This window comes from Vibrio sp. (assembly GCF_984391705.1).
The window spans coordinates 1-21,448 of record NZ_CFHWOM010000055.1 but is presented as its reverse complement, the minus strand read 5'-3'; the positions used below and the strand labels follow the sequence as shown (position 1 = coordinate 21,448).

Below are 21,448 nucleotides of genomic sequence, written 5' to 3'. Positions count from 1 at the left end.
TTATCAACCGATTAGGGGAGGAGCTTATGATAAGTTGCAGTGACTACGATTATATCGAAATAGTGTGTATGCACCGCTATCCGATATTGCTTCACTTGAAGTCTGGACATGAGGTTATTGGAATTGCGATGGATACCGCGAGAAATAACCAGCGAGAAGAATGTATTTTGATTGAAGCTGACGGCAACCCAAGCCTTATTAAATTGGATGATATTGCTCGATTGGATGTTCGAGTGGAAAACCCTCACTTCAAGACTAAGTCGTTTGTTTAATTAATACACTTGCTCAATATGGTTCTCAGGAGTGTTTTGGCGCCTTAATTCATCTTGTATGGGGTGAGTTATGGCAATACTGATTGAACGGTAGAAGTGCTCTTGAAAGCCCATGGAAAAAACAAAAATAGGAAAGACTTGTTGTGAGATAGGCTCTGTTTTGATTCGTCGCAACTCGCTAGTCTGAAATAAATATCAGACAGGAGCTTTCCATGAGAATTGAACACATTGCCATCTGGACTAAACAGATAGAGGTTCTGCGCGCTTTTTATATTAACTACTTTGGTGCGGAATCGAACGATAAGTACTATAACCCCACAAAACAGTTTTCGTCGTATTTTCTCTCTTTTGATAGCGGCTCTCGTTTAGAGTTGATGGAGATGCCAAGTGTCCCAGAATCAAAAGATGACATTTATGAACAATTCACGGGTTTGATTCACTTTGCGATGTCAGTTGGTTCGGAGCAAGCCGTTGATAGCTTGACGGAGCGGTTAGTCTTAGATGGATACGAAAAACTCGATGGCCCAAGAAGGACGGGGGATGGTTATTATGAAAGCGCAGTTTTAGATCCCGATGGCAATCGAATTGAGATTACGGTGTAGTGTCTTTGCGTTAATATGCACCTGATAACAACGAATGGAATTATTTGCAATGGACGTCTGCTTAGAAGTGGTCTCGCCTGATAAGAAATACATTATCGAAAACATGTTTAAATACTATGTGTATGATATGTCAGAGTTTACCAAGTGGGGCCCTAACGCCTGTGGAGAATTTGGATTTCCTCCACATGTATTGGAACCTTACTGGAATGAAGCTGACCACATTCCATATTTTATTACTGTGGATGGTGATATAGCCGGTTTTCTTTTGCTTCGCAAATATCCTAGTAACCCGAATTTATGGGATATAGGTCAGTTTTTTATCTTGAGGAAGTATAAAGGCAGAGGTGTGGGTAAATTAGCGCTAAAAACCGTGGTGTCCATGCATTTAGGAGACTGGCAAGTTCGAGTACTGCAAGAAAACTCTGGCGCATTGTGTTTTTGGCGTTCTGCCATAAGGTCTTTAGTTGGAGAGGATTTTACATATGGACTGGAACAAGATGTTGACTTAGAGATGCACTTTTTGCGTTTTAAAGTTACTTAATTGCATTCAACCGTAGGCAATGGATGCTCAATTTAATAATCACTTAAGAAGGGAGTTCGTTAGTGTATACGCTTTACTACTATCCAAATAATGCCAGCTTGGCACCTCATTTTTTACTCCATCATATGAAAGCTGATTACGAATTGGTGCTGGTGGATAAGAAAAGCAACGGTCAGAAATCGGCGGAGTATTTGAAACTTAATCCTGCTGGCCGAATTCCTACCTTAGTTGAAAATGGCCAAGCAATCTTCGAGAGCCCTGCGATCTGTATTCACTTGTGCGAACAAAACCCTAGCGCTGATTTAATTCCTGCTATTGGCGATCCACTGCGTCCTATTTTCTTTCAATGGTTGGCGTTTTTAAACAATACCTTGCAAGCAGAACTCATGGTGCGTTATTACCCGCATCGTCATACTTCCGATGAGTCTTCTATTCCTAATGTCGTTAAAGCGCAGGACGATAGAATAGCAGATGCGCTGAGCATTATTGATGATCAGTTAGCAAAACATGAGTACTTGATTGCAGATCGTTTTTCAGCATGTGACTACTTCCTTTTCATGCTCGCAGAGTGGTCACTTCCAGTTAAACGTTCGCCGATAACTTTTCCTCATTTATCCAAGTATCTGAACAAGTTAGCGGCCCACCCAACGATTAAAGCTGTATGCGATATTGAAGGGATCGATTTGAAGCCTTTCAATGCTGAATAAGCGGTTAGATCGACGTTAAAGAGGTAGATATGGATATTGAAATTGTAGCTCCTAAAGACTTAGAGGCCGTAAAATGTTTGATTGAAGAGGTAGCGCAGCAAGATGTGCTGCCTCATTTCACTAGGCAAGGACGAGATGAGTTTCAATCTCGAGTACTAAAAGATGTCAAAACGGCGTTTGACCTAGATTTGTTTTATAGCATTAAAGCAATAGACAATAATCGATTAGTCGGTTTTGCCGCTCTGAGAGAAGGGAACTATCTCACTCATTTGTTTGTTGCGAAGTCAGCACAAAAGACGGGCTTAGGCGCACTTCTATTGGATGAATTACTCCGTTCAACTCAAGAGAAGCGTATTTCACTGCGCTCGTCAGTGAACGCTGAGGGTTTTTATCAACGTTATGGCTTTGCCCAGACAGGAGAGGAGTCGGAGTTCAATGGTATTCGGTTTGTACCCATGACTTTGACTCGATAATGGTGCTACCTATATGATGTTGAGCCAATATTATGATTAGAAAGTGGTAATTTATGTCTCTACCTCCTTGTCCGAACTGTCAATCAGAATACGTTTATCAAGATCAAAGCCAGTTGGTGTGCCCGGAATGTGCGCATGAATGGAACCCAACGGAAGTGGATGAAAACGTATTTGTTGCGAAAGATGCCAACGGTACGGCTTTAGCAGAAGGTGACAAAGTAACGTTAGCGAAAGATCTAAAAGTTAAAGGTAGTTCATTGGTACTAAAAATTGGTACTAAAGCCGTGGTAAGACGAATCGTGGAAGGTAAAGATCATGAGCTTGATTGTAAAGTTGATGGCGCTGGTGAAATGATGGTAACGGCTAAGTTTGTTAAGAAGGCTTAATGCTAGCGCGATAGGACAGTCACTTATGGATAAGTTTAATTTACTGAAGAAGCTGGGTGCTGGAGATTTCCAGCATCTGAATGGAACTCTTGAGTCTCACTTACTTGGCACAGAGAAGCTCCTTGGACAGTGGGGAGCGAGTGAGCGTCTTCGGGTTGCAGGCCTTTATCATGCAGCCTATGGCACGGCTGGGTTTGATGAAAACATGGTCTCTTTGAATCAGCGTAAAGAGATTGCAAAGTTGGTGGGTCAAGATGAAGAAGAACTCATATATCTCTATTGCGCGTGCGACAGAGATTATGTATTTCCTCAGTTTTCCACCAGTGCTCAAATAGAGTTTAGAGACCGTTTTACAGGTGAGTGCTTCGTCCTATCTGACCAACAAACGAGAGATATGAGCGAGCTCACTGTAGCGAACGAGTTAGAGCTCGTATTGTCGAGCGCTGAGTTTAAAGCTCAATATGGCGTTGAGCTTTTTGAACTCTTTCAAGCGATGGATCGCTTTGTGAGTGCTTCAGCACGCGACGCGTATTTATCGGCATTCGCTTAGCTTTATTTTCCTGTACTCTGCGCAACCAATTGATTCCGGTTGGTACCCAGCGAGGCTTTCGAAGACATTGAAGTGCGAAACGACAATCACCTTGGAGTAGTTGGTGTATTTATCCAGTACATCAATTACTCGCTCTCTTAGTTCTTGATGAGTTTCATAAGCCGTGTCGTGTTTAGGTTTGCCTAGTTTTAATGCTTGTCTATATTCTGCCCAGCGACGATCACGCTCTGTTAGTGGGATGTACCCGCCGGACAAATCAGCTCTCCATTCGCGTAAGTCATGCTCCACGAAAAGCTCTAGATTCAAAGTTCGGTTGATGATCTCTGCTGTTTGCAAGGCTCGTGTATAAGGCGATGAGATGATGATCTCTGCGCCAAGCTTGTCCAAAGTTTCTGTCAAATCATAAATGGGTGTTAGATGTGAACGATCAAGCGGAGCGTAATCTTTTTCTAGCTGATTCATTTCTCGCTGGTCACTAAGGGTATAGTCAGGCACGCCATGCCTAACAAACGTAATTTCCATATTAGCTTGTGTCCTTAATTAATCTTGCTTGGGAGATTGCCACTCTTTGCTCATGAAAACAATTGGTTGCATATTTACAATGTGGGAGTGACATCAATTTATAAAATAAAATTGGGTGTTCTAATGAAAGCTTGGTCATATAGGAATGAAGTTACGTAGCTATGCAAGCAATTGGCAAAATTAAAAAACTGCATTTAACTGAACCTGTGAAGCGTATAATTTTCTTATTTATTGTGATTCTTTGTTTCGTATTCTTATTGGCGGGCGCTGTAAACCAGGGATTCACTAAGTTCTTCTTGGCGTTACCATTCGCGCCTGTGTACGCTTGGGCGTGGTATAAGTTGTCAAAAAAGTGGTGGGTATTACCTGTCGTTACAACAGCATTAGGGCTAGTGATCCTTGGGTGGAATGCGCCTACGAATAAAATCATTTATCCAACCATTGGTGATACGTTTCAAGCCAGCTGCGGGTGGGAGATTGTCGAGTATGAGCCGGGGTATACGTTTTCAAGCCACCTTAGCCTAGAAAAGATTAAATCGGAGCCAGATGAACATGGTCAGCGTTATGTCGTTTCGAGACAGCGTATACCCTGTGATGATAATCAGTGGCAATTGGTTGAAGTGCAGATTAGCCATCATGATCTGGGGACATCATTTGAACCGGTATTTCGTGTTGCGCAGCAGCTTGTACGATTAAATAGCTATGAGTTTAACGAAGCACTAAAGTTGGGGGAGTTGACCCATCCAGATATTACTTTGCCTTACCAACTACAATCTAACTGGACCTTTAACTTGAGTATGTTAATGATGTGGCCAATGACGCCGGTCATGCTCGTAACTAGCCTAGGTTAACAATGTCAAAGTGCCAACAAGGTGTTGGCACTTCTAGAAACACTGCCTTTCTATTGAATTTCGGTGATAAAGCCGTATTTGTCAGAATCGGATTTAGTGATCCAATGAGCACCATCAAATGGGGCTGCATCTAGTGTGAATACATAAAAGTCGATGCCTTTTTCTCCCATTACAGTGTTAAAGAACGTCGCTTGTTTACGGTGGCTTGTATCGGTGTAGGGAATATCTTTAGCTGAGTTCTGGCCATCACTCCAGCTATGGACGCCAATTTGCTCATTAGTTTCAATCGCATCAGTGTTGTTTGAACGTTGAAGAATGCGTGGGTTACCAGCGGCAAATAGGTCGGTTCCACCAGAAAATACTGAACCTGTTGGCGTTACTACCGTAGACATTTGGTGGTTGTGAATCATGAGACCTGTGTACATGTTGATGTCATCGTCCGCGCTGCCACCGATGTCGTTGTTAAACTTCATGATCATATTAGTACCGACATTTTCTTTAACAATTTCTGACAGTTGTAAGAAGGTGGTTACGCCTAGAGTCGAGTGAATTTTCTCTGTTTCATCAGTGATGTTAAATACATCACGATAGAAATCGTTGAAAGAAAATGATGTGACGATATCAACTTGGTTGTTATTTTGCGTCGCCGTTAAGATGGTAGAGCCTACACTTGCGATATATTCAGGCGCGTCACTGATAAATTCAACCTGAATAGGTTGGCTGGCAAGCTGTGTTGTTGATTGAATAAGGGTTGACTCGCCAGAAGTCGATTGTGTCGAGCTGTCGCAATCAAAGACATCGACTTGAGTGTTGGAACTGTAGATGACGCATTTTACCTCGTCATCAGAAGAGAGCATGAAATCAATCTTATTATTGTTTTGGTCGGCGAGCTTAATAACAAGTTGCTCTTCACTTAAGTTTTCGGCAAACAGAATTTTATCGTATGAGTTGCCTTGGTAATTGATGCGTATTGAATTAAGAATTTCTTCGCGTTCACTCATTAAGCTCATCAGTTCTTTGTTTGAAAACGTATAGTCAGCGACTGGCTTCGTTACACTCTTTTTATCAATATTATTTGAGCTAGAGCCAGAGTTACAGCCTGCCAAAATAACTAATGGTGCCAGCAGTAAAGTTAATTTCGATTTATTCATTGTTATTTCCCATTTGATTGATGGGGAGGATTCTATGGATTACGAATAAAATTTACTGTCGTGTTCATGTATGGAAATGTATAGCGATACCATTACAATACCAACGAAGATATTGACGGTTTTAATCACTCTTGGAACCATTGGTTCATGGTTAAGCTTTTTCCTTTTTGTCGCCGTTTGTTAATTAAGATTGAGAACAATAACAATGAATAGTTCAGTAATGGCCAATTCGATGCTCATCGTTGAAGATGATTTAAAACTTCAACGTATGCTAAAAGATTATTTTGTGGCGCAAGGTTTTCAGGTGGAAACTTTGGATGATGGCCTTAATGCTGTAGAGGTGATCATTCAACATCAGCCTGACATTGTGTTGCTTGATCTGATGTTACCTGTCATGGATGGCCTGACAATTTGCAGACAGACTCGCGCGCACTACAAGGGTAAAATTCTAATGCTTACCGCCAGCGATGATGATTTTGACCATGTCGCAGGCCTTGAGACGGGGGCTGATGATTATGTAACAAAGCCAATTAAACCGAGAGTTTTACTGGCTCGCATAAGAACCCTGTTAAGACGTGCAGAACAAGCCGTGGCAAAAGACAATGATAACGAACTCAGCTTCGGTGATTTGGTTTTGAAAAACACCTATAAGCGATGTGAGTTGAATGGCCAGGTCATATCTTTGACAGACAGTGAGTTTGACTTGTTATGGCTTCTGGCAATGCATTCAGACACCGTACTTTCAAGGGATACATTGACTTTAGAACTACGCGGCATTGAATACGATGGGATAGACCGTACGGTTGATAATAAGATCGTACGCTTGCGTAAACTGCTTGGTGATGACATGAATCCTGCTGAAAAAATTCAAACTGTGCGAGGGAAAGGTTATCAATTTGTCTCACACGCATGGAAGTCATGACTTTCGGATAGGTCGATAAAGAGATATACGATGCGACGAATCTACTTGGAATCAATTTTAGGCTTAATGGGCTGCTTTATAGTGGGTGTCATTGCCTATGATATTGCGGTGTACCAGATGACCACCGACTATGAATTTATTCTTGAAGACTATGAAGCCTTAGCTCATCAAGAAATGCTGCAAAATATTGCCAGTAGTCAGGGTTTAGAAGCTGCGCATCAGGCTATGAACCAGTTTGCAAAAACAACGGAACAATCTATTCAGCAATTTACCTTTCATGGTGAGCTACCGGACTTGGTTAGGTCGCACTTCGTAAGCAGTTTAACTCCTGCAATACTTTATGATGAAGATAGGATTCTATGGTTTCGTTTGGCGGGCTCGGAACTGTTATATCGCTATATACCAAATGAGGGCAGTTTAGTCAGACAAAAAGTCGAGTTAGAAGACAACATCGTTTGGGTATTTTTTGTTTCTAGCTTTATTTTATACAGCTTAGGTCATCTTCTGATCATTTTTAGGCGCGTTAAAAAGCTGGAATCGGTTACTTTGAGCTTTGCCAAAGGTGATTTGTCTTCGAGAGCGGAAACCTCTTCAAGTAGTGCTATAGGAACGCTAAATCGATCATTTAACCATATGGCCGATCGCATTCAGAGCTTGATTGATAGCAACCGGTCATTAACCAATGCTGTCGCTCATGAATTGAGAACGCCTGTCTTTCGTATTCAGTGGCAAGCTGAATTGCTTAAAGAGACGGAACTAAATGCTCAGCAGCGTGAAACTGTGGAGAGTATTGTCGAAGACACCGAAGAGATGGAAGCGATGGTGGACGAATTACTCTGCTATGCAAAACTCGATAGTGAACGGCACAAGATAGCTAAAGCTGACGTTAATATAGGCGCAGTGGTTAGCAAGAATCTTCATCGCTGGCGTAAAGAGACTGCGTTGACATTAAATATTTCTAGTCTCGATTCCGCAAGCAACGCCAATGTACTCGGGGATGAGAAGCTGCTTAGACGAGCGTTAGACAATGTTGTTCGCAATGCAATGAAGTACGCAGAAAGCACCATTGAGATAGACGTTGAAACAGAAGCAAGTAATGTGGTTGTTTCAATTCATGACGATGGACCAGGTGTTGAAGAAGAGCATGTGGCTCAACTGTTTGAACCATTCTATGTGGGAAGCAAAGCGCGCAACAAAGCGAAAAGTGGTCATGGATTGGGGTTGTCGATTGTCCAGAAAGTGTGCCATCAGCACGATGGGGCGGTAAAGGTCGCTCGAAGTGAACGTCTGCAAGGAGCTGTGTTCATCATAACGATTCCACTATGTAATGAATTGACTGACAATTCCATACAGTAACGAGTTGACCACTTTGCAATAATTTTCTCCGGCAGCGACGGGTGGCCAATGAAAATCCCGGTTTGCTGTTTTATATCTAAGTAAATTCGGAGAGAACAATGAAAAAAGTTATCGTAATTGCAGCTCTGTCAGTGCTTGCAACAGGCTGTGCACAGCAAACGTTTGTTATGTCTAAAGAGAATAACGCAGCTGAAATGTCTAAACCAACGACTACACAATCTCACCACTTTTTTATTGATGGTTTAGGGCAGAAGAAAGAAGTTGATGCTGTGGGCGTATGTGGTAGTTCAGAGCAAGTTGCGAAGGTAGAAGTTCAGAAGACATTTGTTAATGGGCTTTTAGAGTTTGTGACGCTTGGTATTTATACTCCTCGAGAAGCTCGCGTTTACTGCAAGTAACCGACTGACGTAAAACAGTTTTTGGCGCCCGAAGTTTCACCTTCGGGCGCTTTCTATTTTGCCGGCGATGAGTTAGCAAAAGAGTTATCTGACAATTGCAATGCATGATTGTGCGCTCTAGACAGTGGAAGTTGAGAAAGGTAGGGTGACCAAGTTGATATCGTGTAATGACTTACCCCTCTCTATTTTCAAAGGAATGAAGTGACATGCGAAATGATTTAGATTTATCGGCCCTTCCTTTACAGCGAGAGCTCGTTGAGTCAGCAGTGACGGCGTTTCAGCCTCAAGAAGATGTTATCGCTGCAGTATTGCTTGGATCACTTGCTGGTGGACGCGGAGATCGTGTCTCAGATGCTGATATTATCGTGTTTACAAAAAACAACTTCCACACCACAGATGCGCAATCTTGCTATGAGCAATTTGAATACGGTAAAGAGATATTTTATAAGTTAGCGGGCTTTCATAACGACAATGCTTGTTTTAAAAAATATATCTTCACTGACCTAACAAGTGCCGAAATTCATTGTGTAGATTTAGCGGAAGAATTTTCTATTTCTAAGCCCTTTATAGTGTTATTCGATAAATCAAATATTGTAGAAGGTCGCTTAACCGATGAGCCTGCTCCTAAGCATGAAAACTTCCCGGTTTACACCAATGGTGATGAAGGTCTAATTTGGGAGTTATTTGATTGTATAAAGTGGGCGAGTCGAGATAATCACCAGTTAGTTAAGTCCTACATTAAAAAGCTTGCTCACAAGCTAGATACACAATAACTCAAATTAATAAGTGCCTATGGATAACATTTCTATTCGTCCCGCGCAGCCGGACGAGCTTGACCTACTTTACCAACTGGTCACGAGCAACAGTGAATGGACCAAGTTCAATGGTCCCTATTTTGGTTATTCAACGCCGACAATTGAGCAATATACTCAGGCCGCTTTTGCACGCTTAGTAGAAGGTAAAGAAGCGCAATTAATCACAATAGATAATAAACCAGTAGGGTCAGTGACAAGTTACTGGGAATGTGAAGAGACCCGCTGGCTTGAAGCGGGCATTGTTATCTATGATGAGCAGTTTTGGGGTAAAGGAATTGCTTACCATGCTCTGCCCCTATGGGTAGAGCATTTGTTTGCCACATTTGAAATTGAGCGCGTCGGGCTAACGACTTGGTCTGGTAATCCTAGGATGATGTCATGCGCGAGTAAACTCGGTTTTACGCAAGAAGCGTGTTTGCGTAAAGTTCGGTACTATCAAGGAATCTACTACGATTCTATCAAATATGGTGTTTTACGTTCTGAGTGGCTAGAGCGTAAGAAAGTAGATCAAAGTTAGTTTAAGATTACGGCTTATTTAGGCGTTAGGGGGATGTTTGCAAATTAGAGAATTTCGCGAAGGCGATGCAGAAGACTTACGAAAAATCTATTTACAATCAAGAACGACCACATTTGTTTGGCTAGACACATCCAAATTTGCATTAACAGATTTTGATAAAGATACATTAGGTGAGCAAATATTAGTTGCCACAAAAGGAAACCAGATCCGAGGTTTTGCCGCAATATGGCGGCCTGAGAGTTTTGTTCACCACTTATACGTCTCGCCTCAGTTTTTCGGGCAAGGCGTTGGCGCCACCCTCTTAAATGCGGTTAAAGAGCGGTATACCCAGTTTAGTTTGAAATGCATGACGGAAAATGTACAGGCGGTAAATTTCTACCACTCTCAAGGGTTAATTGTCGAAGAAGAAGCTTCAGATGACTTTGGCGAGTACTACTTAATGCGTTATAAATCAGAAGAATAAGGACGAAATGGCAATTTTAGAAATTCTGACAGCTCCCGATCCTAGATTAAAGACTGTCGCCGAAAAGGTGGACGATATAGAGTCAGTTCAAACGCTGATTGATGACATGCTAGACACCTTGTATGCGACGGACAATGGGATTGGTTTAGCTGCGACTCAGGTTGGCCGTAAAGAGGCTGTTGTTATCATCGACCTTTCAGATAATCGCGATGAACCACTTATCTTAATTAATCCAGAAGTGGTCGCTGGAAGTAATAAAGCCCTAGGGCAAGAAGGTTGTCTATCAGTGCCTGATTACTATGCCGATGTAGAGCGCTACTCATCGGTCGTTGTTGAAGCGATAGATCGAAAGGGTAATCCACTTAGGATTGAAACTGACGACTTTTTAGCCGTCGTGATGCAACATGAAATCGATCATTTGGCTGGCAACCTATTTATTGATTATCTTTCGCCCTTGAAACGTCAGATGGCAATGAAAAAAGTGAAAAGATACGTCAAGTCCCAGACTAAGAATGTGAGGTAGTCCGAATGCAACCCAACATTGAAACAGACCGATTAATTTTAAGGCCTTTTCGGTCGAGTGACTGCGATAGGGTTGCGTTGCTTGCAGGGGAGAAAGTCATCGCTGAGATGACCGCAAATGTTCCTCACCCTTACGAGCCTTATATGGCCATTGAGTGGATCTCTACCCACAGAGAGCGTTATGAAGAAGGCTCAGGGGTAGTGTATGCGGTAACTGTGAAAGGTGATGACCGCATCTTAGGAGCAGTAAGCTTACCTGCCTTGAATGATGGGGTAGGGATCCTAGGGTACTGGATTGGAGTACCTTATTGGGGAAAGGGATACGCGTTTGAAGCATCAAAGGCTCTTATCGAATTTTGCAAGAATCGTATGGGGCTCGTTGAGTTAGAAGTTACTCACTTGATTGGAAATGAGCGCTCTAAGTCAGTCATTACTAAGTTAGGGGTTGAGTTTATTGAAAACCAAGAGCTGACCGTGCATGGTCACTCACGTAAGGTCAGCCTCTATCGTTCTCTAGTGTAGTGGATCCTTCTGTAAGTGTGTTGAGCTCAATATTATAATTATTAGATGGTTAGGTTATGAATTGTTCGTTAAGAGAGATTGATAAAACAAACTACATGCAAGCTTGTGAGCTTAAGGTTTCTAAACAGCAGGAGTATTTACTCGCCCCCAATATGCTGTCGATTGTCGAAGCCGCGTACCATGACAACTATGTTGTTCGAGGAATTTATCGGGACGAATTATTAGTTGGATTTTTCATGTGGGTTCATGAAACGTGTTCAAAAACATCAATTTGGCGTTTTATGGTCGATGCACGTTATCAAGGAAATGGGATCGGGCGGTTGGCTTTAGACCTAGCTCTTGAAGAGATTCAAATGAAGAATGGTTTGAAAGAGATAGAGATTCGTTATAACCCAGACAATCCCGTCGCCCAGCGCTTTTATAGTAGTTTTGGTTTTGTTGATACTGCTATGGATGAAGAGCATGGCGATATGCTTGCTGTTATACGGTTACCTAAAGGGAGTGACTAAAACAAGTTTCTCCACACACTCGTAATGACGTCGAATTTGTAAGGGCTTGTACCAGAGTCCTTACAATGATTTTTCACCTTTCATTTAAAATCAAAGAGATAAGTTTTCTTCTTACCTTTCTTATTTACCATTGTCACTACTCCACGCTTGTCACTTACAGCCCTTACTTGGTCTTACATAACCACAAATAAATTGTTGTTACTATCTTGCTCGGTCAAAGAAGCACGAAATTCGAGATGTGTTCAGCCGCTTGTGGTTAACTAAGTAGCGCCACTTCCAGTCAGTGTTTCTTTGCATTAGTCAATTATTACTCAAGAAGAAACACAATGAAGAAATCAATAATTACCTTAGCCATTATCGCATCAACATTATCGGGTGCTGCTATTGCACGTGATGGCGCTTACATTAGTGCATCTTATTCGAATATGAGCCACTCAAGCTTACTTGGGGGATCGACAGATATTGAAAATGGCTATGCGTTATCTGCTGGTTATGACTTTGTCGTAGGCAGCATGTTTGTGCTTGGCACTGAGGTTGAGTATAAAAACCTAGGCGCGATTACCGAAGAAGAAATGGGCATTAAGCTCAAAAACGCTATGACATCGTATGGGGTTAATATTCTGCCAAAAATTTATTTTGGCGATAACTTCAATATGTTTGCCAAGCTTGGTTACCACAAGATAAACGCGGAATTTAGCACGAATGTACAGGTTCCTGCTGATGTAGATACGAAAGCATCAGATTCTGCGACGGTTATGGGATTAGGTTTTGGTTACGACTTTACTGAAAACTTCTCTGCTCAAACCACATATGAGATCCATAACATCGCTGTTTACAATACGGCCTCAGCGAACGTAGGTCTGAAGTACAAGTTCTAATTTGTCGTTTTAGAACAGGGATGCCAATTCAAACCGCCATTATTGGCGGTTTTTGTATTTATTGTTTGATATCTATTGTTACCACGTTAGAAGACATATAAAACGTCCTTCGCTTATGATAGTTTGCCCCCGTCTCGCGATGGTGGGTTTCTGGGCTTCGTCTGTTCAATCCTTCATCTCAATCATACACTGTCTCTGAGGTTACGGATTTTACGGGCTCCACTATGGTCACACACAAAAAAGTCGCTCTATATTTACCTATCTTTATATCACTGGTGCTGTGAGCATAATTGGCGCGATCGTGCTGTTTATAGAGGTCACGGAAGGCTACATGATGCAATCGGATATTGACTCGTTTGTCGAAAGCTCGGGTATCCATGTGCAGAGTTACCTAGATACGAAAGATAAGCCAGATGGGCTCTATGAGAGGCTCAATAATACTCATGAGTTAGTCTTTTACTCCCATAAGCTAGCTTTGGTGGATAACAGTGAGATAGCGGGAGACAACTGCCCGGATTGTCGGATGTTGGTTAGCTTTCATGGCCAGAAAGTGTACATTCGAGATGATCAGTACTTCTCTTCAGCGTTTCCAATCCCAGATAGTGATCAATTTATACTGCTGACAGAAATTGAAGACCCGTTTACACTTCAAGAAGAGTGGTATGAAGATGCGGACAACCACTTTGTAATCATGCTCTTCATCATGATTGGTATTGTATTGGGAGTATTGATTTATGTCCCATTAGTCATGATTAACAAACGAGTTCGAAAACTTCTTAAGACTCAAAAAGCCTTTGGTGACGGTGACTTAACCGCGAGAGCAGACTCCAGCCGTGTATCGCCGATGAAAGAGATTGCAGATAGTTTTAACTATATGGCCGACGACATCGAGAACCGAGTTAAGCAAGCACAAATCTTCTCCTATGCTATTCCACATGAAATTCGCACGCCCCTTACACGCATTCAAATGGCGAGTGATTTACTTAGGCGTGATGATATCGAAGACAAAACGGTCTTATTTGACCAAATTGATAGCTATATCGAAGACATATCGATGCTCACTGCTGATATATTGAAGTTAGCTAAGTTAACCAATAAGAGTGGTGAAGTCAGCTTAGCGACAACAGAAATCTCCCTTTTAGAGTTATGCCAACAACGAATAGACATCATCGCAGAATCGGATACGACGTTGTTAATGGTTGAGCCAGGGCTTCAAAATCCCACCTGCTGCGTTCCGGAGTTTTACGCGAAATTAGTCCTAGATAATCTGATTAAAAATGCCAATAAATACGGAAACGGTAAGGTCGAAGTGGCGATAGGCCAAAGTGAAGACGGGTATTTAATCCATGTAGATGATAACGGCCAAGGAATCCCAGAAGATAAGAAAGAGGAGATTTTTATCGCATTCTCTAGGCTAGATAAAAGTCGTAATCTAAATCAAGGGGGCTTTGGTCTCGGCTTGGCCATCGCAGGGCAAGCCGCCAAAAATCTGAATTGGAAAATTGAGGTAACTGACAGTGAACTCGGTGGGGCGAGGTTTACAGTCTTGATCCCTGAAGAAAAGCAATAGGTGATGCTGTAACTAATTACGGGCCGGTGTGTTATTAATGGTAATGGTTCTTATTTGAAGTTGACCGCTGTTACCTATATCATCCGCACGGAGTGTAACCAGATGCACAATGTTGATATCTGAGATAACCAGAATGACTGCTGCGACTTCTTGTTGCTTAGGGTGCCTATGAATAATGGCTGGAGCATAGAATGGTAAAGATCGAAAAATTAAAAAGTGATGATGTTGAAGAGGTGAAAAAGGTCGAGCTTGCGCCAGAACAGGTTAAGTTCGCTGGTACAGCCGAAGAGTTCCTACTGGATGGAAGTGATACCACTCACCTGCATGTTATTAAGAGCGACGATAGTATCGTCGGATTTTTTAAGTTAGATGTCGCCTATCCAGAGAGCTATGAGTTTTGTCCACAAGGTGCGATAGGGCTTCGTGCATTTGCTTTAGATAAGAATCAGCAAGGTAAAGGCATGGGCACTCAGGCGGTAGAAGCCTTGTTTCCATACTTAAAAGAAAACTACGGCGCTTATCATTCCATATATTTAACTGTTAACTGCAAAAACCCTCGAGCGTTTGCTTGCTATCAAAAAGCTGGCTTCAACGATACAAATCAGCAATACCTTGGCGGAGCAGCAGGTCCCCAACATATTATGGTAGGAGCAATATAGATTGTTGCTTAGTTGGGGCTGCGATAATTAAATATTATGTTTATCTACAGTTTTAAATTTGTCTGATCGATATGAAGCCAATAATTAGAATTGGCTATAGATGAGATTTATAAAACAAAGCATAATAATTACCTAAAAGAATGGTTTGATTGTTTAGTATCGAAAGCAATCGAACCGAAGTTGATGTTAGGTAAATAAAAATAATGAAACACTTTTCTCTTTTGCTTTCTGCTGTGTTCTTGAGTGCGTGTGCATCTAATAGCCCTTCCAAGCCTAAGAACGATCCTCTTGTTGAGTTAGAACGAGCGAATATTATTGGTCATTGGGATTGCCAAACGACGAGCCAATATAATGGACGAGAGATGACGTTTTTCGTAAATGTGACTTATTCTGCTGATGGCCACTTTAATAGCAAAGGGACTATGGAGGCAGTGGTTGGTAAATTTAAAGACCCGATGTCTTTAACCGCGACCGCAGAAGGCAGTTGGAACGTATCAGGAAATACGCTTTTCGAGAGAGCGGAAAACCACGATATGATTGCTAACAATAAACAGTCCGAGTTTTTCGTTTACTCTGTTAAGCGAAAGATGCCAAAGAAACTCACAAGTGCTTATGATATTGAGTTAAAGGGAACGCAGTATATGACAATGCTTGGTTTAGGCAGTGGGCCAGTTTTCCACTGTCAGCGTAAGGAATCGGAGAAACAATTGTGAGCGATGATATTTTACAACCCCAATCTAGTGATGTGGAAGAACAAGGGAATGTTAAGTCGGTAAAGTTAGCTTCTCGGTGGGCGCGCTTGTGGGCTGCCATTATAGACGGATTGATTGCGCTAGTTTTCTTCGTTCCATTACTCTGGGTGTTAGATTTTGAGTCCTTGTTAGCTGAGACGCAACCTCCTTCCATCGGAAACATGTTGTTGTTTTTAGCTTATGGAGCGGCAACTTATTTGTTGTGTCATGGATATTTATTGCATAAGTATGGACAAACAATAGGAAAAAATGTGTTCGATATAGCGATTGTAACTATGGATAATCAGTTATTAGGGCTGCCAAAATTATTGTTAAAACGCTCTATTCCGGTCACCGTATTATCTTATATTCCTTATATCGGCAGTTTTGTTCCATTGGCAGATGCATTGTTTATTTTTAGAAAAGATAAGCGTTGTATCCATGACCTCATCGCGGGTACGCAAGTTATCTGCGTCGCGAAAAAGAAAGAGCTCGTCCTGACAGATTAGCGATGTTTAGGCAATCAAAGGGCATCAGTCAAATTCGTTTGTCTCGAATCATGGCGATGTCCTTTGTCATTTCTAATAAGAACCTTGGATGTATATTTTGCAACCTTTGCAGCAGAAACTAAAAACACTAATATCCTTTGTACCAGAAATTACGGAAACCTTACGAGTGTGCCAAGCAGTTGGAATGCCAAACTTTTACCTAGCTGGTGGAGCCATCACTCAAGTGATTTGGAATGATAACCTTGGTCGAGCGCTTACTGACGGTATTAAGGATTTAGACATTATCTACTTTGATGATGGGTTATTGACTCAAGAATCGCTCTTTAGGGAGCGTGTATCCCAGAATCTAACTCATTCGATAGAGATAGACGTAAAAAATCAAGCTCAGCTGCATATTCGCTACCCTGATAAGTTTGGCTGTACAATTCCGGCATACATCAAAGTAGAGCAGGGAATTAATTCATGGTTATCAGCATTTGCAATTGGCGTAACATTTGACTGCAAAGATAGATTAAAGATCTACGCTCCCTATGGGTTAGAGGATGCCTTCAATATGGTGGTGAAGCCCAATAAAGTGGCAATGATCGAAGCAAATTATTTGAAAATGACTAAAAGCTATTTGGCTCGTTGGCCTCAGATCACGGTCGTACCATGGTCTGGGGTAAATTAGCGCTGCTATGGTTACGGCTGATAGGCATTTAGTGTCTATTGATTTCGCAGAGAATGTGTTTTCTTTCGAGATTATCAACAAATAATACGATTGGTTGTTGAAGTAGTGATCAAAGACTGCTTACTCTTGGTGTAAGTCGTGTATTGATTCATGTGCGCATACAACAAGGAGGTTATATGTTCCCACTCGAAGTTTTTATCCCTTATACGTTAGCGTGTTTATTGTTAGTGGTGTCACCGGGGCCAGATAATTTGCTTGCGATTGGAAGAGGGCTTAGTCAAGGACGATGGGCGGCGTTAACTTCCGGATTATCATCGGGTGCTGGTATTCTTTTCCACGTGATTGCAGCGACATTTGGTCTTACGCTGCTCATTCAAACCTCAGAATTTGCTTTTTATGTGGTGAAACTAGTGGGTGCTGCTTATTTGCTTTGGTTAGGCGTAAGAGTGCTCCGTAGTCAAAATCTGTTTTCACTCGAGTCTGCGAAAAAGCAGTCTTTCAAAGTTATCTTTTCAACGGGCTTTCTCTCCGCGGCACTAAACCCTAAACCAGGGATGTTTGTGTTGGCATTTATCCCTCAATTTGTGAACCCCCAGTTGGGTTCTGTTACAGCACAAATGATCGGTTACGGTGTTTGGTTTGCTTTGTTAACTGCGATTGGCTTCAGTTTAATGGGGATTTTTTCTTCCCAGCTTTCGGAATGGTTTAGGAACAAACCTAAGTTGGTTTCAGGGCTTAACATTGGTGCTGGTGTCACGTTTATTTCTTCTGGTCTAGCGGTAGCATTCATGAAGCAGCGTTAATGACTCGCGCATCTTGACCGACAACCAAATTTATTGAGCATAGAGCTATATTTCACTCAGCAAGGATTGCATATGAAAGAGCTAAATACGTTGGAATCTATTCGACAGATTGTCGGTGAACCTAACCCATTAGCCAGTAAGAAAATTTACACAACTCTTAACAGTAGAATGCAGGCGTTCATTCAAACGTCTCCACTTGTGATGTTGTCTACGGTTGATGACTTGGGTTTCCCAACCGTTTCACCCAAAGGTGATAGGCCCGGTTTTGTGCAGGTTCAAGACGCCAACACACTTTTGATGCCTGAGCTGCGTGGTAATAAATTGGCTTTTTCACTACAAAATATCGTTACAACCAATAACAAAGTAGGATTGCTCTTTCTTCGACCGGGAACGACAGAAACCCTACGAGTGCATGGCTCTTGCAAATTGCTGGACGGAAACATTTGTGATCAAGTATCGGGTAAGACCCATCGAGCACTACTTGTTCTTGAAATCTCAGTTCAAAATGCCTACTTCCATTGCGGCAAAGCGTTTTTGCGGAGCAAAGCTTGGGACTCGTCTACGTACCTTGAGCCACTAAGAGTCTCTTTCGGTCAAGAAATTGCCGGTAACATTGAAGCTGACGCAGAGTTTGTTCAACAGACTGATGAAGCAGTTAAGCAGCGCTATAAGACCGATTTATAGCGACGGTTTGTCTTAATGATTAAAAGACGGCTTCCTTCCTGTGCTGACGATAGAAAAATAAACTAATCAGGATGAACAAGAACGTGAAATAGTAGAGGAAAGAAGAGAGGGACGCTAAAAATGCGATGTGTTGATCTATTTGCTCTTCGGTATAGTTTTGGGACAATAGCTTATAGTAATAGGCGTATAAAATGCCGATTGAACCGTACCCCAAATTAAACATTAACCCTTTAAAACTCAGAACCGTTGCCCGATTGTGCGACTCAGTATTTTTATTGAGATGATGGCTAATGAAAATATTCATGGTCATAATGATGAAGATTAACAGCAGCACGGGTATCACCCCATATATAGGCCAACCAAGGCTTATCCAATAGTAGGTGGCGATTGTTGCCAAGCCCGCTAGAGCGATGAACTTTTTCGGTGTCGCGTGCTCGGCCAATTTACGGCTTTGCCCCGCCAATATAATCTGCAACACACTGATTCCAGCACCTATGAAGCCAAAATAAATGATGGGTATATCGATGGAGAGATAGTATTGGCTGTTCATAGTTAAGAACATGCGAGATGTATGCTCGAATAAACTGTAATAGAGTAATATAAACAACACGTATGGCGTGGATAGAACCCAACGCGCGGTATTCATTGTTAGCTTCAGGCTTGCTAAGGTTGAAGTGACGCCATCGTGATGTTCTGGTAGAGGTTTACGCTCTTCTTCCATATTTATCGCCGAATATATAGCGAACATCGCGACAAATAGGGTAGCGTAAACAGGGATACGCATAATATCTTGCGTTGTTTCGGGTGGCTCTAGGCCGATAATTTGGTAAATATTGGTCATGAAGTTCACGTCGTACATTGCAGCTCCACACAAGGTGATGACAATCCCCACAGCCGATGAAAGACGAAGTTGAATCTGCAGGACATGGGGCCAGATCTCTTCTTTACCTTGTTCTTTCAAAGTGTCGTATGCCAGTGCCTCGTCAGCACCACTTGCCAAGGCCATTGCTAACCCACTCAGTACTCTATTTATCAAAAACACAACGAATACCACGCTAGAGTTACCTGTGGGTACGAAAGCTATCATTGCGATTTCGATAAACATAACTAAAGAGGAGAGCACCACTAGCTTCTTTCGACCCAATGTATCGGCGAATGCGCCTGAAGGGACTTCAGCCAGCACAATCGTCGCAGCCCAGACCACATTTAGCATGGCAAACTGCGACAAAGTTAAGCCGTAATCGAGGTACAACAGAGTAAAAACGGGATAGTAAAAGCGCGCAAAGTAACTGCTTCGAAACATTAGATAGCAACGTACATTGCGGATTTGAAGGATCTGTTTGAGCGTCATTAGTTATTCCAGCTACGAGATTGTGCTATTCACTAAGGGTTGTCTCCTCATTTTATCTAAGATGGGTTTGCGAGTGTGACATCATTAGAAACAAAGAGGTTTTGATCACGTAAAGTTGATTTTATATAATTTTCCGATATTCAATAACTATAGCCTCTTTAGTTCAGTAACTTATGCCATTCTTTCTAATCATCACATTACTTGTTGTAATGCTCCTACTTATCGCCTTTTACTTTTATCATTACAACAAGCAGAAAAGCCAAGAACAAAGCGAGAAAAAATCCTTAGGCTCGCGTGTCGAAAAACTGAAAAAGCGCTTTAAGTCAAAAACAAAGCCACTAACAGGATCTGGTTGTTTATCCCAAAAAGAAGGGGATGCGATTTATCGAATCGCAAACTATTACTTTGTTTATCAAACAATGACACCAGAAAACGTCGCCCACTATGAGCAATTGATGTTGGGTCTTTTAGGTGTGATTGAAGAAGATGTTTTTCCTGCCCTAAGCCGCGATGAAGAAACCGCAGAGATGACTCAGAAAGCTCTAGTCCAATTAGTTCAATCGTTGCCGCCAAGAGTCGATGGCTACAACGCGAGTTTTTACCGAAATGATCTCCCTGTCTTAACGCAGAGATTAAGAGAAGCGTTTGCAAGTGAGCTCGAAGAGCAGATAGAAAAAGTTGAACCTCTCATTGATTAACTGAGTGCTCACGTATTCCCATTGAGGCCTTAATATGAAAACAGCGCAGAGTGTATCTGCGCTGTTTTGTTTTTGAGCATTGGAATAATTAGTGATGATGCTCTTGTTCTGTTGTCCCTGTCCAAGTGATCAAACCAGGCGTAAAGCTCAGCTGGTGTGATTTCACTGTTGGCTGGCTCTCCAAATCTACTTCGAAAACGACGTTATTCGTTGGATCTGTTACAAACACATGCTGGCTGCGCTTATCGTAACTGATTCTGAACCTTTCGCCGTCAGCAAGTGTTGGTACTGTTTCCCACAGTTGTACGTCAGAGATTTGAGAAAAATCATTCGCTGGATCAAACGCTTTTAACTTACCTGTAGTTGAAAGTACCACGAATGTAGAACCGGTATTGGCGTAAGTAAGGTAGCCTTCTGATGCATCCTCTTTCCATACGATCTCTTCAAGCACGCCTTGCTCTAGTTGGAACGCTTGCAGTGTACGGCTAATAAACAGCAGCTTATCAGCGTCTTTGAAACCTAACACTTTGCCAAAGCGTGAGCCTTCTTCAAGAGAGGCTGGGTTCGCGATTTTCGTGTATTGAGGCTCAGATGCTGGGCTGTCAATAAGCACAACACCGTCAGTACAAGCAAACGCAACCTGAGAGTTTGATTGAGCGCTACCATGCAGTGAAGGACAGGTCACATTGGCAATTTTTGGCCCATGGAAGTGATCGCCATGAAGCTCAAGGGCTGCAATTTGATTCGGTAATCCGGTTGCAGCTGGATCTTCTTTTACGCCAGTAAATACATGTTCACCAAATATTTGCGCAGTGC

Annotated in this window: 29 protein-coding genes and 1 pseudogene; 26 read left to right on the top strand and 4 right to left on the bottom strand. The window is 42.1% G+C overall.

Translation table 11 applies throughout. From position 1 onward, the window contains the following. Window positions 1-26: 26 nt before the first annotated feature. The 7 genes from AC4MRV_RS18490 (at window position 27) to AC4MRV_RS18460 (ending at window position 3,531) form a co-directional block, all read left to right on the top strand. A complete protein-coding gene (locus AC4MRV_RS18490; RefSeq protein WP_491188786.1) occupies window positions 27-272 on the top strand; it encodes a Rho-binding antiterminator in 246 nt (81 codons plus the stop codon). 212 nt (window positions 273-484) lie between these two features. Next, entirely contained in the window at window positions 485-874 is a 390-nt protein-coding gene (locus tag AC4MRV_RS18485) for a VOC family protein (RefSeq protein WP_491188784.1), read from the top strand. 34 nt (window positions 875-908) lie between these two features. Then, window positions 909-1,415 (top strand): GNAT family N-acetyltransferase, encoded by a 507-nt coding sequence (locus tag AC4MRV_RS18480; protein WP_491188783.1) that lies wholly within the window; start codon window positions 909-911, stop codon window positions 1,413-1,415. Between the two features lie 62 nt (window positions 1,416-1,477). Next, a complete protein-coding gene (locus tag AC4MRV_RS18475) occupies window positions 1,478-2,122 on the top strand; it encodes a glutathione S-transferase family protein (protein ID WP_491188782.1) in 645 nt (214 codons plus the stop codon). Between the two features lie 29 nt (window positions 2,123-2,151). Continuing rightward, window positions 2,152-2,595: a GNAT family N-acetyltransferase gene (locus tag AC4MRV_RS18470; RefSeq protein ID WP_491188781.1), complete on the top strand. Its 444-nt coding sequence runs from the start codon at window positions 2,152-2,154 to the stop codon at window positions 2,593-2,595. Window positions 2,596-2,648: 53 nt separating this feature from the next. Continuing rightward, window positions 2,649-2,981 (top strand): zinc ribbon domain-containing protein YjdM, encoded by a 333-nt coding sequence (locus AC4MRV_RS18465; RefSeq protein WP_491188780.1) that lies wholly within the window; start codon window positions 2,649-2,651, stop codon window positions 2,979-2,981. A 25-nt stretch (window positions 2,982-3,006) separates the two neighbouring features. Next, window positions 3,007-3,531, top strand: coding sequence for a DUF6817 domain-containing protein (locus tag AC4MRV_RS18460; protein ID WP_491188779.1), 525 nt, complete (start codon window positions 3,007-3,009; stop codon window positions 3,529-3,531). Here the strand turns inward: AC4MRV_RS18460 and AC4MRV_RS18455 are convergent. Further along, window positions 3,514-4,053, bottom strand: a complete 540-nt coding sequence (locus tag AC4MRV_RS18455; protein WP_491188778.1) for a histidine phosphatase family protein — start codon at window positions 4,051-4,053, stop codon at window positions 3,514-3,516. The two genes, AC4MRV_RS18460 and AC4MRV_RS18455, sit on opposite strands and share 18 nt — an antisense overlap. A gap of 161 nt (window positions 4,054-4,214) precedes the next feature. Here AC4MRV_RS18455 and AC4MRV_RS18450 point away from each other — a divergent pair, with 161 nt between their 5' ends. Beyond that, entirely contained in the window at window positions 4,215-4,904 is a 690-nt protein-coding gene (locus AC4MRV_RS18450; protein WP_491188777.1) for a hypothetical protein, read from the top strand. A 50-nt stretch (window positions 4,905-4,954) separates the two neighbouring features. Here the strand turns inward: AC4MRV_RS18450 and AC4MRV_RS18445 are convergent, their stop codons facing one another. Next, window positions 4,955-6,055 (bottom strand): alpha/beta hydrolase, encoded by a 1,101-nt coding sequence (locus AC4MRV_RS18445; RefSeq protein ID WP_491188776.1) that lies wholly within the window; start codon window positions 6,053-6,055, stop codon window positions 4,955-4,957. Between the two features lie 232 nt (window positions 6,056-6,287). Here AC4MRV_RS18445 and AC4MRV_RS18440 point away from each other — a divergent pair, with 232 nt between their 5' ends. The 17 genes from AC4MRV_RS18440 (at window position 6,288) to AC4MRV_RS18360 (ending at window position 18,583) form a co-directional block, all read left to right on the top strand. Beyond that, window positions 6,288-6,977: a response regulator gene (locus AC4MRV_RS18440; RefSeq protein ID WP_491188785.1), complete on the top strand. Its 690-nt coding sequence runs from the start codon at window positions 6,288-6,290 to the stop codon at window positions 6,975-6,977. Window positions 6,978-7,007: 30 nt separating this feature from the next. Continuing rightward, window positions 7,008-8,333 (top strand): sensor histidine kinase, encoded by a 1,326-nt coding sequence (locus AC4MRV_RS18435; protein ID WP_491188775.1) that lies wholly within the window; start codon window positions 7,008-7,010, stop codon window positions 8,331-8,333. Window positions 8,334-8,431: 98 nt separating this feature from the next. Then, a complete protein-coding gene (locus tag AC4MRV_RS18430) occupies window positions 8,432-8,731 on the top strand; it encodes a Bor family protein (RefSeq protein ID WP_491188774.1) in 300 nt (99 codons plus the stop codon). A 206-nt stretch (window positions 8,732-8,937) separates the two neighbouring features. Continuing rightward, window positions 8,938-9,504 (top strand): hypothetical protein, encoded by a 567-nt coding sequence (locus AC4MRV_RS18425; protein WP_491188773.1) that lies wholly within the window; start codon window positions 8,938-8,940, stop codon window positions 9,502-9,504. Between the two features lie 19 nt (window positions 9,505-9,523). Beyond that, window positions 9,524-10,063, top strand: a complete 540-nt coding sequence (locus AC4MRV_RS18420) for a GNAT family N-acetyltransferase (protein WP_491188772.1) — start codon at window positions 9,524-9,526, stop codon at window positions 10,061-10,063. Window positions 10,064-10,100: 37 nt separating this feature from the next. Then, entirely contained in the window at window positions 10,101-10,526 is a 426-nt protein-coding gene (locus AC4MRV_RS18415; protein WP_491188771.1) for a GNAT family N-acetyltransferase, read from the top strand. Between the two features lie 7 nt (window positions 10,527-10,533). Further along, on the top strand, window positions 10,534-11,049 hold the full coding sequence (gene def / locus AC4MRV_RS18410) for a peptide deformylase (RefSeq protein WP_491188770.1): 516 nt from the start codon (window positions 10,534-10,536) through the stop codon (window positions 11,047-11,049). Between the two features lie 5 nt (window positions 11,050-11,054). Then, a complete protein-coding gene (locus AC4MRV_RS18405; RefSeq protein ID WP_491188769.1) occupies window positions 11,055-11,570 on the top strand; it encodes a GNAT family N-acetyltransferase in 516 nt (171 codons plus the stop codon). Between the two features lie 56 nt (window positions 11,571-11,626). Continuing rightward, a complete protein-coding gene (locus AC4MRV_RS18400) occupies window positions 11,627-12,079 on the top strand; it encodes a GNAT family N-acetyltransferase (protein WP_491188768.1) in 453 nt (150 codons plus the stop codon). Window positions 12,080-12,405: 326 nt separating this feature from the next. Beyond that, window positions 12,406-12,957: a porin family protein gene (locus AC4MRV_RS18395; RefSeq protein WP_491188767.1), complete on the top strand. Its 552-nt coding sequence runs from the start codon at window positions 12,406-12,408 to the stop codon at window positions 12,955-12,957. Between the two features lie 301 nt (window positions 12,958-13,258). Further along, the gene (locus tag AC4MRV_RS18390; RefSeq protein WP_491188766.1) at window positions 13,259-14,527 is read left to right on the top strand and encodes a HAMP domain-containing sensor histidine kinase; all 1,269 of its coding nucleotides are present in this window, start codon (window positions 13,259-13,261) and stop codon (window positions 14,525-14,527) included. A 191-nt stretch (window positions 14,528-14,718) separates the two neighbouring features. After that, complete coding sequence (locus AC4MRV_RS18385; RefSeq protein WP_491188765.1) at window positions 14,719-15,186, top strand: GNAT family N-acetyltransferase; 468 nt, start codon at window positions 14,719-14,721, stop codon at window positions 15,184-15,186. Window positions 15,187-15,389: 203 nt separating this feature from the next. Further along, complete coding sequence (locus AC4MRV_RS18380; protein WP_491188764.1) at window positions 15,390-15,899, top strand: hypothetical protein; 510 nt, start codon at window positions 15,390-15,392, stop codon at window positions 15,897-15,899. Next, window positions 15,896-16,426, top strand: a complete 531-nt coding sequence (locus tag AC4MRV_RS18375; protein ID WP_491188763.1) for an RDD family protein — start codon at window positions 15,896-15,898, stop codon at window positions 16,424-16,426. Before AC4MRV_RS18380 ends, AC4MRV_RS18375 begins: the two co-directional genes overlap by 4 nt. A gap of 88 nt (window positions 16,427-16,514) precedes the next feature. Further along, window positions 16,515-17,096, top strand: coding sequence for a nucleotidyltransferase family protein (locus AC4MRV_RS18370; RefSeq protein ID WP_491188762.1), 582 nt, complete (start codon window positions 16,515-16,517; stop codon window positions 17,094-17,096). 176 nt (window positions 17,097-17,272) lie between these two features. Continuing rightward, window positions 17,273-17,899 (top strand): LysE family translocator, encoded by a 627-nt coding sequence (locus AC4MRV_RS18365; protein WP_491188761.1) that lies wholly within the window; start codon window positions 17,273-17,275, stop codon window positions 17,897-17,899. Window positions 17,900-17,971: 72 nt separating this feature from the next. Beyond that, entirely contained in the window at window positions 17,972-18,583 is a 612-nt protein-coding gene (locus AC4MRV_RS18360; RefSeq protein WP_491188760.1) for an MSMEG_1061 family FMN-dependent PPOX-type flavoprotein, read from the top strand. Window positions 18,584-18,602: 19 nt separating this feature from the next. Here AC4MRV_RS18360 and AC4MRV_RS18355 read toward each other — a convergent pair whose 3' ends face one another. Next, window positions 18,603-19,934 (bottom strand): MFS transporter, encoded by a 1,332-nt coding sequence (locus tag AC4MRV_RS18355; protein ID WP_491188759.1) that lies wholly within the window; start codon window positions 19,932-19,934, stop codon window positions 18,603-18,605. A 173-nt stretch (window positions 19,935-20,107) separates the two neighbouring features. Here AC4MRV_RS18355 and AC4MRV_RS18350 point away from each other — a divergent pair, with 173 nt between their 5' ends. Next, the gene (locus tag AC4MRV_RS18350) at window positions 20,108-20,632 is read left to right on the top strand and encodes an O-antigen ligase family protein (RefSeq protein ID WP_491188758.1); all 525 of its coding nucleotides are present in this window, start codon (window positions 20,108-20,110) and stop codon (window positions 20,630-20,632) included. 88 nt (window positions 20,633-20,720) lie between these two features. Here the strand turns inward: AC4MRV_RS18350 and AC4MRV_RS18345 are convergent. After that, window positions 20,721-21,448: pseudogene (locus tag AC4MRV_RS18345) on the bottom strand (hypothetical protein); the annotation flags it as partial.